The organism is Bacillus sp. CPT56D-587-MTF (assembly GCF_058792335.1).
In genome coordinates, this window is sequence record NZ_JBYTEF010000001.1 from 2,669,876 (window position 1) to 2,684,107 (window position 14,232).

Sequence of the window (14,232 nt, forward strand, 5' to 3'; positions counted from 1 at the left end):
ATAACAAACGTAAAAAGCACTTTAAATTTCTTCTTTATATCATTATTTTACTAGCTCTTCTATGTTATTACTTTCCTTAATTTTTTCGGATGATAGCCAGAGTGAATAACTTGTTCCATCCTTGTTCCTTAAATATATGTTAAATTCCTTATTATATAGTTCTTCTTTAAGAATAGTGACTACCTTTCTCAAATCATCTATTACATATGGATCATTTCTATATTTTATCTCACTGTCATTGAAAACTAATGTCAATTCATACTCTAGACAATTGCCGTCTTTCGGGTGTGGACAAGTAATATCCTCAATTTCAAAACGATCATTTTGAATTTCATTTAACCTTACGCCTACTTTTGTTTCAGTTTGAACCAAATATGTCCAATAACCGCTTACTGTGTTTTTCATTGTTAAAAGCAGTTCTTCTTTCGTTATAGCTTTTTGCACATTTTGAAAAGGCAAGCCTATAGATTCACCATTATAATCCTCAATTTCAAGTGTTGTTATCTTTCTATTACTCTTCTGAATGAATTGGATTAGAGCATATAAACGATCTAATTCTTTTGATTCAAATTGACTGTAATCAACCTTGTCACTCGTTTTTAAAGTTAATAATAACGTATCCGTTGGTTTCTCCTCTATATCATCATCCACTATATATTGAAAAACATTTTTATTTTCAGGTTCCACGTAACCTAATTTTTTAATTTCTTCTAGCATTGGTTTAAATTTCTTATATTCCTCATATGTTTTTTTTCCGTATTGATATTCATCACCTTTTATTCTTGAATATAAGAAGCCATCTACCTCTACTCTAAATTGAATATTTTTGTTATTTTTTGCTTGAACAGTATGATATGTATGCCCCATATTCCCTTCGTTTATAGCACCCCAATGTGTTACAATCACATCAATTCCGTGCTTTTTTTTCACATATTTTTTCACCTGATCGTCATCTTTATAATTACACCCACTTAAACATAAGAAACATAACAATAGTAACATTACATTTTTCATTCTTTTCATATAGCACCTTGCCCTCTTTTCGCATAAACAAAATATTCCATATATAAAGAATACTAAATCGCTGAATGTTTTCAAAGAATTAAAATATTTTTACACTCGGTTTATATATCTATTTCTTTTATTAATGGCTCTAATAAGTTTTAATATTGATAATCGAATATAATAAAAAGAAACCTAAATTTAAGTTTTCCCATTTTTACCAACAATTTAAATTTTAATAGATATTTTTTAGCCAAGTAATAATTCGTAGTACCTGAAACGACTCAAACCAAGTAATGAAAAACAGGAGAACAAAGAAAGAGATAAGTGATATGAATTTTAATCTTCCATCTTCACGTCTAGCAATCGCTATAATACTCAGAACCACTCCAATTAAAAAAGAAATATACCCTAATAGGATAATAGGCTCAGAATAGCTATCTATTATCCTATTTAATCCAAATAATAACATTCCAAAAGTCATCAATGTTATTGAAAATACACTAAATTTTTTCATAATTCAACCTCCAATATAATTTTACTATTTTATGGAGAGAATAATTTTTTTATGCGTATGGATGAACAATTGCACTATAAAATTAGATAACTCAATTTATTTTTTCATTAAACAACTGCCTTCTTTTATACCCTCAAAGGATTCCCACTCGATTATCCCGAATATATAAATTACTATTCTCACAAGGAGCAAATTTATATGAATCTATTCGAACACGAAACGTAAAACCGCTTCTCTTTCATGAGAGGTCCTCCCGTTCTCCGTTCTCATCATATCATTCATTGAAAAATAGGAGGACATAATTATGAAACGTGATCCATTATTTTTAACTTTATTAGAAAGTGCAAATACACATTTTAGCGGTTGGGATTTTTCTTTCATTTCAGAAACGGGCCGAATGAAGAGCGAGCCTTTATCATGGTCGTACGGCAGTACTGCTTTCCAGCTTATGCAACGCGCTAAATCAATGCTAGATATGGGAACTGGCGGCGGAGAGTTTTTATCTATGTTACAACCGTTCCCGTCAACTATTTATGCTACTGAGGGCTACGCTCCAAACGTGCCAATTGCTCGAAAGAAATTAGAGCCTTTAGGGGTTACTGTTGTAGAGGTGAACGATGATACTGCATTGCCATTTCAAGATGGTCATCAGTTTAATCTAATCCTAAACCAACATGAATCATATGCTGCTTCTGAAGTAAAAAGAATCCTTTCTCAAAATGGGATTTTCCTTACACAACAAGTTGGTGGTCTCGATTGTGTGGAACTTAATGAGCAATTTAACGCACCGCTAAATAACGAATTTGCAAGTTGGTCACTTGAAGCAGCATGTAGTGAGTTAGAGGAAACTGGATTTACTATTTTAGAAGCAAAGGAAGAATTCCCTTTCCAACGCTTTTATGATATTGGCGCTATCGTCTACTATTTAAAAGCGATTCCGTGGCAAATTCCTGATTTTACTATCGAAAGGTATTATGAGGAGTTATATCGTATACATGAAATTATCTTACAAAAAGGATATTTTGATGTGAAGCAACATCGATTTATGATTAAGGCGATTCACAGCTAACAAAAAGGAGGCGGCAAAGCCACCGCTTTTTTGTTCCGTTTACGTATGTTCTCTACGCTTTCACCATAAGAAAAGTTATATCATACATATTACAATTCTGACCAATAAATTGTATTTCTGAAACATATAATCACTTCGTATATATAATGAGAACAAAACGTGATTTTTCACTATCCTCTTCTATTGAGAAATGAGTTGTTTTTCATATCGCTTGTTCGCATCATCTTCTGTCAAACATGCAGTTGTGTAATGAATAATATTCCGGTTATCGTACGTGAATATATGTTTTAACTTATTTTCTTCTGTTATTACTGTCGGTAAGTATTTTGGTAAGTTGCTAACTACACCTCTATTATCACCATCTAATATCCAATCAATTTCTTTCCATTCTAATAATCCTTCAGCCGTACGTAATGGTGTATTCATTTGCATTCCATCTGGAAAATCAGCAACGAACACATACATTCCTTCACTAGCCTGGGGCTCATCTTTACCTTTAAAAACAACAGTCCCTTTATACGTTACACTTGAAAGTTCTATACCCGTTTCCTCAAACGTTTCTCTAATTATTCCTTCGTATGGCGTTTCATTCTCTTCTATTTTTCCTCCAACACCATTCCACATCCCCATATTCGGCTTTTTATTTCTATTTAATAGCAGTATTTTATCGCTTTTTCTAATAAAACAAATTGTGTATTTGTACATACGATCATTTCCTTTCATTTTCCACATGAGTTATTTGGCTTATTTTCAAGTAAAAACACTCGCCTTACAATTCCTTACTACATAATATATAGTACAACTTTCATGCGTAAACACTTTACGTCAAACGAGAGAATCCTTTTTAGAAAGGAGAATTTAAAATCGATAATATAAGCAATGAATTTCTAAACCAATATTACAACAGCCTCGTGTGGTTAAACGATACACACTGGTTTGGAGTTCCAATCTGTAAACTACCCTCTGATCTCTTTTTGTATCAAGAAATTATTTATGAATTAAAGCCCGATTTAATTATTGAATGTGGGACTTTTCACGGTGGTAGTGCACTGTATTTAGCTTCTATGTTAGATTTAATTGGAAAAGGTCACGTACTTACTATCGATATAACTCCGCAGCCAAATCGGCCATCACATAATCGGATTACGTATTTAACAGCATCTTCTGTTTCTGTGCAGGCCATCCAAACAATTGTAAGCATGCGCAAACCTGATGATGTGGTTTTAGTTATTTTAGATTCTGATCATAGTAAAGAACATGTCTCCAAAGAACTATTACTATATAAATCTATCGTCACTACTGGCAGTTATATGATTGTAGAAGATACCTCCATTAATGGAAATCCGCTTCTTCCCGATTGGGGTCCTGGCCCGATGGAAGCTGTGGATGAGTTTTTAACTAAAAATAATAACTTCATAATCGACGAGTCTAAACATAAATTTTTCATATCATTTAATCCAAAAGGTTTTTTAAAGAAAATAAAGTGAAACTTTAATAAGTGGGGTTTTGCTCATCCCCCACTTATTCTATCATTTTCATTTTTGAAAAAGGATAATATACAAATTCCACCTTGCCTATTATGTTATCTTCTTCAATATATCCTAAGCCATTTCGACTATCTCTACTTACTTCGCGGTTATCTCCCATTACAAATAACTTATTTGGCGGAATTTTTGTCTTTTGAAAATTATAAAACACTTGTGTGTTGTTAAATAAATCTTTGTTTGTATATGGTTCTTCTTGCTTTTTATCGTTCACATATACCTTTCCGTTCGTTATGTTAATTACATCACCAGGAAGCCCTATTACACGTTTCACATAATATTTCGCTTCATCCTCTTCTTTTATAATGACAATTTCTCCGTGTTGTAAATTAGAAAGACGTACTACCGCTTTATTTACAAATACGTAGTCTTCTTCATATAAAGTCGGCTGCATCGATTCCCCTTCCACCTTACATAAAGTAAAAGAATGGTAGCCTATGACTATCACCAATATAAATAGTATGTACTTTCCCCAGCCTCTCTTAATCTCCTTTTTCATATCCATTCCCACCTTATAAAGCGCTTTTTAACTCAAAAAATATATCACTGCACAATATATTTCCATGCAGTGATACTATTTTTACTGTGCCTTGTTCGGTTGTTCTACTGGAATTGAATTTGCATTTGATCTATTTGTTTTTAATTCAAAATACGCATCCAAAATCTCTTTACCAATCGCAGAATTAATTCCTGATTTATCATCATTCACCCATGGTACAACAACTGAAAAAGCTACTTCCGGATCAGCATCATATGGTGCATAACCGGCAAGAGTTAAATTATAACATTTTTTTCGGTTGTTGTTCTCATCTCTTCCAATATCACTTTCTCCACCATATACTGTCTCAGCTGTTCCTGTTTTTCCCGCTGGTTTATATGGTAGACCTTTAAACGTTCCGGTACCTGTTCCGTCAGCTTCTTGAAAAACTCTTCTAAATCCTTCTTTTACATGATTAATGTACGAAGTGTCCATATCCACTCTATTTAATACAACTGGTTCAATCGACCGAACGACTTTTCCTACATCCTCTGGTCTATTCGGTTGCTCTCTAACTTCTTGTACAATTTGTGGTTTCATTCGGTAACCGCCATTTGCAATTGTGGAAATATATTGTGCAAGCTGAAGCGGCGTATATGTATCATACTGTCCAATCGCGTAATCAAGTAAAAATCCGGGTATGTTATCAGTTCTACCTACTTGACCAATTGATTCATTTGGCAGGTCAATACCAGTCGACACACCTAGGCCAAATTGTCTAAAATAGTAGCGCATTTTATTAAATGTTTCTTGTTTAATGTCTAATGGATTGTTTGGGACATAATTAATGCCTGCCATTTTTAAAGCCGTATTAAACATATAAACGTTCGATGACACTTGCAAAGCTCTTAAATCATCAATATCCCCAAATTCTTTCCACGATTTCTTCGGCTTAGAACTTCCTTTAAAATACATTGGCGCATCAAAGAAATGTGTATACGGCTTAATCGCTTCTGTTTGATATCCAGTTAATAAAGTAGCCCCTTTTACAGTTGACCCTAACTCATAAGAACTTGTCATCGTTCCTAATGCATAATCTTCTATTTGCATACCGCCATCTTTATTTACAATTTTCTTTCCTGCCATTGATAAAATTTGACCGTTTTTCGGATTCATCATTACTACGAACGCACGATCCATCATTGGCTCTGCAGCATGAAAGGCTCGTAAATTCTTTTCAAGGCTGCCCTCTACTCTTTTCTGTAAATCCATATCGACTGTTAACATCAAGTTATTTCCACTTTTTCCTTCAGTCACTTTTTCTGTTCGAACAATCTTCCCTGCTTTATCCATAATATTTTTAGACTGTTCCTTCGTTCCATGTAGTGCATCTTCATATTGTTTTTCAATGTAACTTTTACCAATACGGTCGTTTCGATTATAATCACGAACTAAATAATAATCTAATTGTTCTCTTGGCAATCCTTCATTTTCATTAGAAACGCTACCTAGTATAGAGCGCAGTATTTTATCATTTGGGTATTCACGTTCCCAATCTACTGTCGTATCTACCCCTGGTAAGCTTGCCAACCTTTCACTAACGACAGCATATTCATTTTGACTTACATCTTTTTTAACGATTTGCGGCGTCATTTTATATCCCGCATTCATTTTGCTTTTAATTACTAATACTTCTATATCTTCCTTTGAAAGCTCATTTAGTTCTTCTTGTGTAATTCTTTCCCGGCGCAGTTCTTCTACTTTTTTATCTAACTCTTTTCCTTCTATTTCTTGCTTTCTAAATTTACTCTCATCTTCTTTCGTTACTTTCGCCGCTGCCCGCTTTTCATTTAACTGCATCCAAAAATCTTTCTTATCTGTCTCTGTTAACTTATCCATGTCCTCTTGCGACATTTCAATTAGCTTAGCTAAATCTCTTGCTACTTGTAAAACTTCTTTCGAGTCTACTCCTCTCATTTTCGTATATGTAACGGTTCGTAATGGTTTATTATTTACAATAACGTGACCTTGCCGATCAAACATTTTCCCTCTAGGAACGGGAGTACTTACCGTTACATCTTCCTTTTTGTTTACTTCATTTCTATACGTTTCTCCATCAATGATTTGTACTTTACCTAATTGAATTATAATAGCTGAAAATAAAAGAAAGACAATAAAAAATAGTACATTTAACCGAAATGGAATATGAGTCTTTTTCTTTTTCGATTGTTTTTTCTGCTCCTTTTTCTGTCTCATTTCGCTCCCTCGCTTCATTCTATTAACATTTCTACGCAAAATCATTATGTATCAAATTTATTTATATGATATATATAGAATTTTATATTAATTATAAAAGAAATAAAAGATTTAATTTTCAGTTTTTTGTTTTTACATCCTATTTATTACCATTCCCTTAATGCACAATAACATGAATATTATTCTAAAAGAAAAATGGGGCAAATTGATTTTTATACCATTAGTTTACATTTCTTTGTATACTAAAGAAATAAATTCATAAAAGACATTTCTTAAGGAGAGAACGGAAATGACAGATTCGTTTATCATACATACTCATACACCACATTGTTTAAACTTTATGATCTACATTCAAAATATTTATCTCAATCAAAAAGGAAAAAAAGAAAATTTTCGTTTTCCTTACATAACAAAAACATTACATTTCTCCACTGACTTTAAAACAAATTTCAAAGAATTATGGCTGACTCTTCGTAAACAAACTGCTAACGACAGATATGATTTACAAATTTTTCACGAGGAGAATCATATATTTTATAAGAAGCTTTTTGACGCTAATTTATGTGATGAGGAATCATTTAAAGAATTAATATGTAGTTTTAAAGTATGGTGGACTAGCATAGCAGGTCAGCTTTCAATAGAATATTCCGTAAGTAATTATAGTGAACAACTTTATAATGACTTAGTTTTATACTTAAAGCAAAACGAAATAAATCCTTTACAACAGCTACATATTAGCTTACTTTATGACGATTGTGTATTCGCTAAAGATAATATTACTTCTTACTCTGCTATTTTACCTACGAAACAATTTTTTATAAATTATAGAGATGTTGTTACTACGTTATCAAAATGTTTTCATATGGCTTAAAACAGTGATTACTCAAATAAAAAACTGAGGCAGATACCTCAGTTTTTTCGATAACTTATTTCATTGAAGATAACCCTTCAACAAACTCACCAATCTTATTTTGAAAAACAAAATCAAAGTTATATTCCTGTCCTGTTAACTCTTCATTTACTAAAATAGTTGTTGCTCCTACTTCCCTCTTTGCGATTTCCGGGAATGAAGCGACAGGTTGTACTTTTAATGACGTTCCCATAACGAGAAGTACACCTGTTTCATATAAACGTTTCATCGCATTTTGATATTGCGGCAATGTATCTCCGTATAAAACAACATCTGGATTTAAAATAAAATTACACTTCTCACAACGCGGTACTTCATGATCAATCATATACTGTAAATCATAGCCTGATTTACATTTTGGACAATGCGCTGTTTGAAGTGTTCCATGTAAATCAATGACATGCTTACTGCCACCTAATTGATGTAAACCGTCAATATTTTGCGTTAAAATCGTAATATCTTTCCCTTGTTCTTCTAGCGCAGCTAAAAAGCGATGTCCACAATTTGGTTTATATTGATGGAACGTATTAATTTGAAAGATTTCTTTATAATGCTTCCAAAACTCTTTCGGACTTCGATTATAATACCCTCTTGATAAATACATCTCCACATTCGCATCAGCATACAACCCATTTGCTGAACGAAAATCTGGAATACCACTTTCCGTACTTGCACCAGCGCCTGTTAATACTGTAATTTTCTTCGCTTTTTCTAAAATTGAACGTACTTCTTCAAATTGTTGCACAAAAATCACCTCTATGTATTTTCCTATTCTTATTATACCAGTTGTTTACAGGAGGTGTTGTACAATTCATTTTACTTAATGCGTTGCGCCCCCAACCTCTACAATATCTACCTTAACTGTCGTCGTTACTTCGATTGCCAATTCTATCCCCTTACGAATAGTAGAAAGTGACATACTCGGTTGCCCTGGATAATTACTCGCTTGTTCTGGTAAAAACGGAATATGAATGAATCCGCCTTTTATTTTCTTATCATGTTTCTCTAGTTCATGCATAAGTCCATAGAATAAGTGATTACAAACGAATGTGCCTGCCGTCTGTGAAACAGATGACGGTATACCCTCTTCGCGAAGTTTTTTTACGATTGCTTTCATCGGAAGTGTAGACCAATACGCAATCGCTCCTTCTTCTACAACCGGTACATCTACCGGCTGATTCCCTTCATTGTCAGCGATTCTTGCATCATCAATATTAATTGCGATACGTTCTATCGTAATATCTGGTCTGCCCCCAGCTTGTCCAATGCATATAATAATTTCCGGCTCTAGTTCTTCTATATACTCTTTTAATACGCTTATTGATTTATGAAATACAGTTGGTACTTGTTTGCTTATTATCTTGTATTCTCCAATTGTTTTTTCATGCAAACCTTTTGCTACTTCCCAAGCTGGATTGATATTTTCTCCGCCGAACGGATCAAACCCTGTTAATAATACTGTTTTCATAGTTTTATCCTCCTAATTAGAAACGATATACTAGGCCGTACATAATAAACATATTTATGATAAAAATTGAAAGAGCAATTGGTACTTGCGCTTTAATAACCGCATTTTTATCCTTTAGCTCTAAAAGCATCGCAGGTACGATATTAAAGTTTGCTGCCATTGGTGTAAGCAGCGTTCCGCAATATCCAGCAAACATACCGAGTGCTGCCATAATTGCTGGGTTTCCGCCGTGCATTTGAACTATTAAAGGTAAGCCAATTCCGCCAGTAATAACAGCAAACGCTGCGAATGCATTTCCCATTACGACTGTAAATAGCATCATGCCTAAACAGTACGCCATAACGGCAACGAACGGATACTCTGTCGGTAGCACTTGTCCGACTAAGTCTGAAACAACTTGTCCAACGCCAGACTTCGCGAATATACCGCCAAGTGCTGCTAACATTTGTGGTAAAATTACAGCCCAGCCAACAGCTTGTAATAGTCTGCTTCCTTCTTGTACAGGTGTTGTTATTTTTGATTTTGTAATACGCATCGCCGCAACAAATGCGAGTAATGCACCAAGCGCTAGTGCAACTAATGTTACTTTATCTGGATCAACAAGAGAGACATTTCCCCATTTAATTTTCCCTAAGGTCAACGTACCGATAATTGTAAAAATAGGAATTAATAGTGCAGGCATAAAAATTTTATTTTTTAATTTCTCAGCATGTTTCACACGTTCTTGTACTGGAACTTCTTTTTCCTCTGATTTTGTTACTTTATTTAGCGAGGCTAAAACGACCATAGCGAGCACGATACAGCCAACGTAAAACGAAGGAATTACATTTCCAAATAAAAATGTAACTGCAAACAATGCCCAAAATAAACTAGAACCGAATCTGTTTGGATGTTCACGATCGAATGCGATACGAACAGCGATAAAAGCAACGATTATCCCTAATACATAATAGATTGTATCCATTGTGATGATGTTCATATTAAATTGCCTCCTTCTCTTCTTTTCCTTCTGCCTTCATTGTTTTCTCTATATATTTATCAAACCTTCTAAATCTAATCCAGCTTACAATAAGTGCAGATATTGCTGTCGGAATGCCCCAAAGTGCCATATCCCATACTCCGACATGCATACCTACTGAATCGAAGAATCCTTTCATTAATAAAATAGCTCCAGTTGCGATGAAAATATCTTCTCCGAAAAACCAAGCTGTATTTTCCGCAGCCGCTGCGTTTGCTTTAATCTTTTCTCTTAATTTTTCAGGAAGTTTACCGTATTTACCTTGCGCGGCCCCTTCTGCCATCGGTGCAACGAGCGGCCTTACTGTTTGCGCATGCCCACCAATATTAAGCCCTAGTGCTGCTGATGATTCTCTTATCGTAAAATATGACATTAATACTCTTCCAGTTGTTGCTCCTTTTGATTTCGTTATAAGTGCTTCGGCTCTTTCTTTTAAACCGTAACGCTCTAAAATTCCGATTACCGGTAAAGTTAATATAATTGGCATAGACATATATCTATTCTCTATGAAAAATTTACCGAACATGCTGATCACATCATAAAAACTTAATCCTGAAACCATACCAGTAACAATACCTGCAACCATAACTACTAAAAGTGTATTTAATCTAAATAAAAAGCCCACTGCAACAAGTAGTATTCCGATTAATTTAATCATTTCTAGCACTTCCCCCTATTTTTTATTTCGGTGCACAAATAGAAATACCATTGAGTTTGAATGTTCTGTATATTCTTTCTGCAAATTGTACTGCTTTTTCCCCATCACCGTGTAAACAAATCGTCTGCGCCTGAACTGCTACTTTCTCACCATTCACCGAATTTACATAGCCTTCTTTCACCATTTGAAGTACTTGCTTTATCGCTTCGTCTTCATCTTTTATAAGCGCATTTTCTTCTGTACGGCTCGTTAATGTACCATCTTGCTTATATGTACGATCCGCAAAAGCCTCTTGTACGAGAGTTACTTTGTATTTTTCTGCAGCCTGTATAAACGCCTCGCTATTTGCTAATCCATAAAGTAATAGACTTGGATTTATATGATAAATTGCCTTTGCAATTGCATCTGCAATTTCCGGATTAGACGCCGCCATATTATATAAGGCACCGTGCGGCTTTACATGCTGCATTTTCCCGCCTGCCGCTTTCACAAATGCGTCTAATGCGCCTGTTTGATATAAAACATAATCGTATACTTCACTTGCTGAAACATTCATGTTTCTTCTACCAAATCCAATTAAATCAGGAAATCCAGGATGCGCTCCTACTGCTACGTTATGCTCCAAAGCTTTTTCAACAGTTTGACGCATAATAGACGGATCACCCGCATGAAAACCGCAAGCAACGTTTATAGAGGAAACGAACGGAAGAATTTCATCATCATTCCCCATTTTATAAGCGCCAAAACTTTCTCCTAAATCACAGTTTAAATCGATTGTAGTCATAATGTATTCCCCCTAATTTCAGCTTCGTAAAGCGATGAATTTCTTTAATAGATTCATATTTACTTCTTGTTCTATGTACAATTGTTCCGCTTCTTCAAGCGTAATTTTCTCAAAAGAAACATAGTCCCCCGGCTTTAGCTGGGCAAGAAGAGGTAAATCTACTGAAATGATATTTCCCATTCTCGGATAGCCACCTGTCGTTTGCCTATCTGCCATTAATATAATCGGCTGTCCACCATTAGGAACTTGAATGGTTCCAAATGTAACAGGACTCGATAAAATCTCTTTTTCTTCAATCCTATTTAATACTTCTCCCTCAACCCTATAGCCCATACGGTCAGCATAATTAGATACCTTATACTCTTTCGTAAAAAATGCCTTTCTACTTTCTTCTGTAAATTGATCGTATTCAAAGTCAGTTATGACACGAAGCTTTGGATGTTTCTTATACTTTGGTAGTACGCTGTTGCTAATTGCCCATTTCGTTTTTATTCTCGCATCTTTTTGTAAGTCTAGAATGAAACGACTCGCCATTTCTGGTTGTGCACCAATTTGGAAGTAGTCACCCTTTTTCAGCATTCTTCCTTCTATACCACCAATCGCAGCACGTATGTACGTACTTTTGCTTCCCATTGTACGCTCAATATGTATTCCACCCGCAAAGGTCACATACGCTCTGCAACCACTTTTCACTTTTCCAAAACAAAGCATACTACCTTCTTCCGCTAAAATGGGACGCCATAAGGGGATACGTTCTCCATTCAATAACGGTTCCATATCTGCTCCGCCAATCGCAAGTAAAGTCGTTTTCTTTATTAACAATTTAGGTCCCATAATCGTCATTTCGAGTCCCGCTTCATTCTCTTCATTACCAACTAACATATTGATCATCCGAAGTGTACTTTGATCCATCACCCCGCCAACTGGCACACCGTATTGTTGATAATGAGATCGCCCTAAATCTTGGACTGTTGTAAACATTCCCGCATGCAAAACCTCTACATCCATTTTTTAGCCCCCTCAAGCGATACGTACTCTTCCTTCGTTATTGGAATAAATCGTAAATACATACCACTTTGAATATATGTCGGTATTTCTTCTTCCGGATTAAATAATGAAATAGGAGTTCGGCCGATAATATTCCATCCTCCTGGTGTTTCAAGCGGATATATACCTGTTTGATTTCCGCCAATACCTACTGAACCAGGAGAGATTTGTAACCGTGGTGTTTCTTTTCTAGGTGTTTCTAATTCTTTTGAAAGTCCTCCTAAATACGGGAACCCTGGTGTAAAACCTAGCATATATACAAAATATGTAGTTTCACTATGTATTCGAATCACATCTTCTACTTGTAAACCGTGATAATGCGCGACTTCTTCTAAATCAGGTCCATATTCTCCCCCGTAGCACACTGGTATAGAAATATGTTTCACATCCTGTTTTACTTCTTCTTTATAAGAATCACACAGCTCCTTTATATACTGGCGAACGTAATCATGTGACCTTTCACTTCTCTCATTTCCCTTCCATACTTCGTATACATTGTAGTAAACAGCTAATGAAGTAAACGACGGAACGCACTCTATCATTCCTGCAAACGGATGTTGCTGCAGTGCTTGAAATAACCGCTGTACTTTCTCATATATATCCCTCTTAATTTCTTCACCAAATGTAACAATAATTGCTTGATCCCCTAACGCAGAAAATTTCATCCTACTCCCTCTTTCTATGCCAAAAAGCCGAGTTCTTTCGAAATGCGATGCGCTGTTTCTTTCACCTTCGCAATAAAATATGAAATGTTACTTTCGTTGTACTCAATTGCTAATCCCGAAATACTAATGCCTGCTACAACCGTTCCATCGCTCGCGAAAATGGGTGCTGCTATCGCGGCTGTATGATTTTCTAACTCAGAATAACTAATGGTGTAGCCTTCCTTTTTTGCCATTTGCAACACTTCTAACAATTGTTTCTTATCCACGATTGTTCCATCTGCAAACTGTTTTAAATCCACTTCCTCTATGTATCTCCGTTTCTCTTCCTCAGAGAAATACGATAGTAAAATTCTTGGACATGCGCCAGCATAAAGCGGTGCTCTTCTTCCAACCGCCGTATACACGCGTACCGGCTGAACACCTTCCATTTTTTCAACATAAATTGCGTCATTTCCATCCTGAATTATTAAATTAACTGCCTGTCCTAAACTATCTCTAAGTTCTTTCATATAAGGAATTGCTATATTTCTTACTGATAATCGTTGTGAAACAAGTTGACCGAACCGTAAAAATACGACCCCTAAACGATATTTCCCCTTTTCGTTTTTTTGTAAAAACTCCATCTCTTCCAACGAGCCAATTAAACGATAAACAGATGTTTTCGGCATATTTGTAAGCTGAACCATCTCTGTTAAACTTAGCTCTTCATGCTCATAAAACAACTCCAAAATATCCATTGTCTTAACTGCCGTTTTATTTATACTCATTCTATCTCCCTTTCGTTCCGAATTACGGAACTTAAATTCCGTTTTTCGA

16 protein-coding genes are annotated in these 14,232 nt (G+C 35.1%); 3 read left to right on the plus strand and 13 right to left on the minus strand.

Going from position 1 to position 14,232, the window contains the following annotated elements; all coding sequences use genetic code 11:
• Positions 1-42: 42 nt before the first annotated feature.
• Both AC3WVZ_RS13695 and AC3WVZ_RS13700 read right to left on the minus strand, forming a co-directional pair.
• Positions 43-1,023 (minus strand): hypothetical protein, encoded by a 981-nt coding sequence (locus AC3WVZ_RS13695; RefSeq protein ID WP_233936493.1) that lies wholly within the window; start codon positions 1,021-1,023, stop codon positions 43-45.
• Positions 1,024-1,237: 214 nt separating this feature from the next.
• Positions 1,238-1,519, minus strand: coding sequence for a hypothetical protein (locus AC3WVZ_RS13700; protein ID WP_000714730.1), 282 nt, complete (start codon positions 1,517-1,519; stop codon positions 1,238-1,240).
• A gap of 304 nt (positions 1,520-1,823) precedes the next feature.
• Here AC3WVZ_RS13700 and AC3WVZ_RS13705 point away from each other — a divergent pair, with 304 nt between their 5' ends.
• Positions 1,824-2,588 (plus strand): methyltransferase domain-containing protein, encoded by a 765-nt coding sequence (locus tag AC3WVZ_RS13705; RefSeq protein ID WP_086395660.1) that lies wholly within the window; start codon positions 1,824-1,826, stop codon positions 2,586-2,588.
• Positions 2,589-2,768: 180 nt separating this feature from the next.
• Here the strand turns inward: AC3WVZ_RS13705 and AC3WVZ_RS13710 are convergent, their stop codons facing one another.
• Positions 2,769-3,293: an NUDIX hydrolase gene (locus AC3WVZ_RS13710; protein ID WP_078404890.1), complete on the minus strand. Its 525-nt coding sequence runs from the start codon at positions 3,291-3,293 to the stop codon at positions 2,769-2,771.
• Positions 3,294-3,451: 158 nt separating this feature from the next.
• Here AC3WVZ_RS13710 and AC3WVZ_RS13715 point away from each other — a divergent pair, with 158 nt between their 5' ends.
• Positions 3,452-4,075: a cephalosporin hydroxylase family protein gene (locus tag AC3WVZ_RS13715; RefSeq protein ID WP_265736937.1), complete on the plus strand. Its 624-nt coding sequence runs from the start codon at positions 3,452-3,454 to the stop codon at positions 4,073-4,075.
• Positions 4,076-4,109: 34 nt separating this feature from the next.
• On the opposite strand, the gene lepB is transcribed toward AC3WVZ_RS13715, so the two are convergent.
• Together lepB and AC3WVZ_RS13725 are read right to left on the minus strand one after the other, a co-directional pair.
• Positions 4,110-4,631 carry a signal peptidase I gene (gene lepB / locus AC3WVZ_RS13720; RefSeq protein WP_086395659.1) on the minus strand — a complete coding sequence of 174 codons (522 nt, stop codon included), beginning with the start codon at positions 4,629-4,631 and terminating at the stop codon, positions 4,110-4,112.
• 81 nt (positions 4,632-4,712) lie between these two features.
• Positions 4,713-6,866 (minus strand): peptidoglycan D,D-transpeptidase FtsI family protein, encoded by a 2,154-nt coding sequence (locus AC3WVZ_RS13725; RefSeq protein ID WP_001249191.1) that lies wholly within the window; start codon positions 6,864-6,866, stop codon positions 4,713-4,715.
• Between the two features lie 289 nt (positions 6,867-7,155).
• Between AC3WVZ_RS13725 and AC3WVZ_RS13730 the strand changes: the two genes are divergently transcribed.
• The gene (locus AC3WVZ_RS13730) at positions 7,156-7,737 is read left to right on the plus strand and encodes a hypothetical protein (protein WP_033695849.1); all 582 of its coding nucleotides are present in this window, start codon (positions 7,156-7,158) and stop codon (positions 7,735-7,737) included.
• 55 nt (positions 7,738-7,792) lie between these two features.
• Here AC3WVZ_RS13730 and AC3WVZ_RS13735 read toward each other — a convergent pair whose 3' ends face one another.
• The 8 genes from AC3WVZ_RS13735 to AC3WVZ_RS13770 form a co-directional block, all read right to left on the minus strand.
• Complete coding sequence (locus AC3WVZ_RS13735) at positions 7,793-8,530, minus strand: NAD-dependent protein deacylase (RefSeq protein WP_074047548.1); 738 nt, start codon at positions 8,528-8,530, stop codon at positions 7,793-7,795.
• A gap of 66 nt (positions 8,531-8,596) precedes the next feature.
• Positions 8,597-9,244: a pyroglutamyl-peptidase I gene (gene pcp, locus AC3WVZ_RS13740; protein WP_074047547.1), complete on the minus strand. Its 648-nt coding sequence runs from the start codon at positions 9,242-9,244 to the stop codon at positions 8,597-8,599.
• A 16-nt stretch (positions 9,245-9,260) separates the two neighbouring features.
• Positions 9,261-10,223: a DUF979 domain-containing protein gene (locus AC3WVZ_RS13745; RefSeq protein WP_001021658.1), complete on the minus strand. Its 963-nt coding sequence runs from the start codon at positions 10,221-10,223 to the stop codon at positions 9,261-9,263.
• Position 10,224: 1 nt separating this feature from the next.
• A complete protein-coding gene (locus AC3WVZ_RS13750; protein WP_000593392.1) occupies positions 10,225-10,920 on the minus strand; it encodes a DUF969 domain-containing protein in 696 nt (231 codons plus the stop codon).
• Between the two features lie 22 nt (positions 10,921-10,942).
• Complete coding sequence (pxpA, locus tag AC3WVZ_RS13755; protein WP_061457393.1) at positions 10,943-11,704, minus strand: 5-oxoprolinase subunit PxpA; 762 nt, start codon at positions 11,702-11,704, stop codon at positions 10,943-10,945.
• 18 nt (positions 11,705-11,722) lie between these two features.
• Entirely contained in the window at positions 11,723-12,712 is a 990-nt protein-coding gene (locus tag AC3WVZ_RS13760) for a 5-oxoprolinase subunit C family protein (RefSeq protein ID WP_061457394.1), read from the minus strand.
• Entirely contained in the window at positions 12,703-13,416 is a 714-nt protein-coding gene (gene pxpB / locus AC3WVZ_RS13765) for a 5-oxoprolinase subunit PxpB (RefSeq protein ID WP_000672280.1), read from the minus strand. The genes AC3WVZ_RS13760 and pxpB overlap by 10 nt, the downstream gene beginning before the upstream one ends.
• A 14-nt stretch (positions 13,417-13,430) precedes the next feature.
• Positions 13,431-14,183 (minus strand): IclR family transcriptional regulator, encoded by a 753-nt coding sequence (locus AC3WVZ_RS13770; protein WP_000026367.1) that lies wholly within the window; start codon positions 14,181-14,183, stop codon positions 13,431-13,433.
• Between the last annotated feature and the right edge of the window lie 49 nt (positions 14,184-14,232).

Bases quoted from the DNA above. Each gene is read 5' to 3' on its own strand.
- lepB (WP_086395659.1), bottom strand. From the start codon at position 4,631: ATGAAAAAGGAGATTAAGAGAGGCTGGGGAAAGTACATACTATTTATA.
- AC3WVZ_RS13745 (WP_001021658.1), bottom strand. From the start codon at position 10,223: ATGAACATCATCACAATGGATACAATCTATTATGTATTAGGGATAATC.
- pxpB (WP_000672280.1), bottom strand. From the start codon at position 13,416: ATGAAATTTTCTGCGTTAGGGGATCAAGCAATTATTGTTACATTTGGT.
- pxpA (WP_061457393.1), bottom strand. From the start codon at position 11,704: ATGACTACAATCGATTTAAACTGTGATTTAGGAGAAAGTTTTGGCGCT.
- AC3WVZ_RS13725 (WP_001249191.1), bottom strand. From the start codon at position 6,866: ATGAGACAGAAAAAGGAGCAGAAAAAACAATCGAAAAAGAAAAAGACT.
- AC3WVZ_RS13770 (WP_000026367.1), bottom strand. From the start codon at position 14,183: ATGAGTATAAATAAAACGGCAGTTAAGACAATGGATATTTTGGAGTTG.
- AC3WVZ_RS13760 (WP_061457394.1), bottom strand. From the start codon at position 12,712: ATGGATGTAGAGGTTTTGCATGCGGGAATGTTTACAACAGTCCAAGAT.
- pcp (WP_074047547.1), bottom strand. From the start codon at position 9,244: ATGAAAACAGTATTATTAACAGGGTTTGATCCGTTCGGCGGAGAAAAT.
- AC3WVZ_RS13705 (WP_086395660.1), top strand. From the start codon at position 1,824: ATGAAACGTGATCCATTATTTTTAACTTTATTAGAAAGTGCAAATACA.
- AC3WVZ_RS13750 (WP_000593392.1), bottom strand. From the start codon at position 10,920: ATGATTAAATTAATCGGAATACTACTTGTTGCAGTGGGCTTTTTATTT.
- AC3WVZ_RS13710 (WP_078404890.1), bottom strand. From the start codon at position 3,293: ATGTACAAATACACAATTTGTTTTATTAGAAAAAGCGATAAAATACTG.
- AC3WVZ_RS13695 (WP_233936493.1), bottom strand. From the start codon at position 1,023: ATGAAAAGAATGAAAAATGTAATGTTACTATTGTTATGTTTCTTATGT.
- AC3WVZ_RS13730 (WP_033695849.1), top strand. From the start codon at position 7,156: ATGACAGATTCGTTTATCATACATACTCATACACCACATTGTTTAAAC.
- AC3WVZ_RS13700 (WP_000714730.1), bottom strand. From the start codon at position 1,519: ATGAAAAAATTTAGTGTATTTTCAATAACATTGATGACTTTTGGAATG.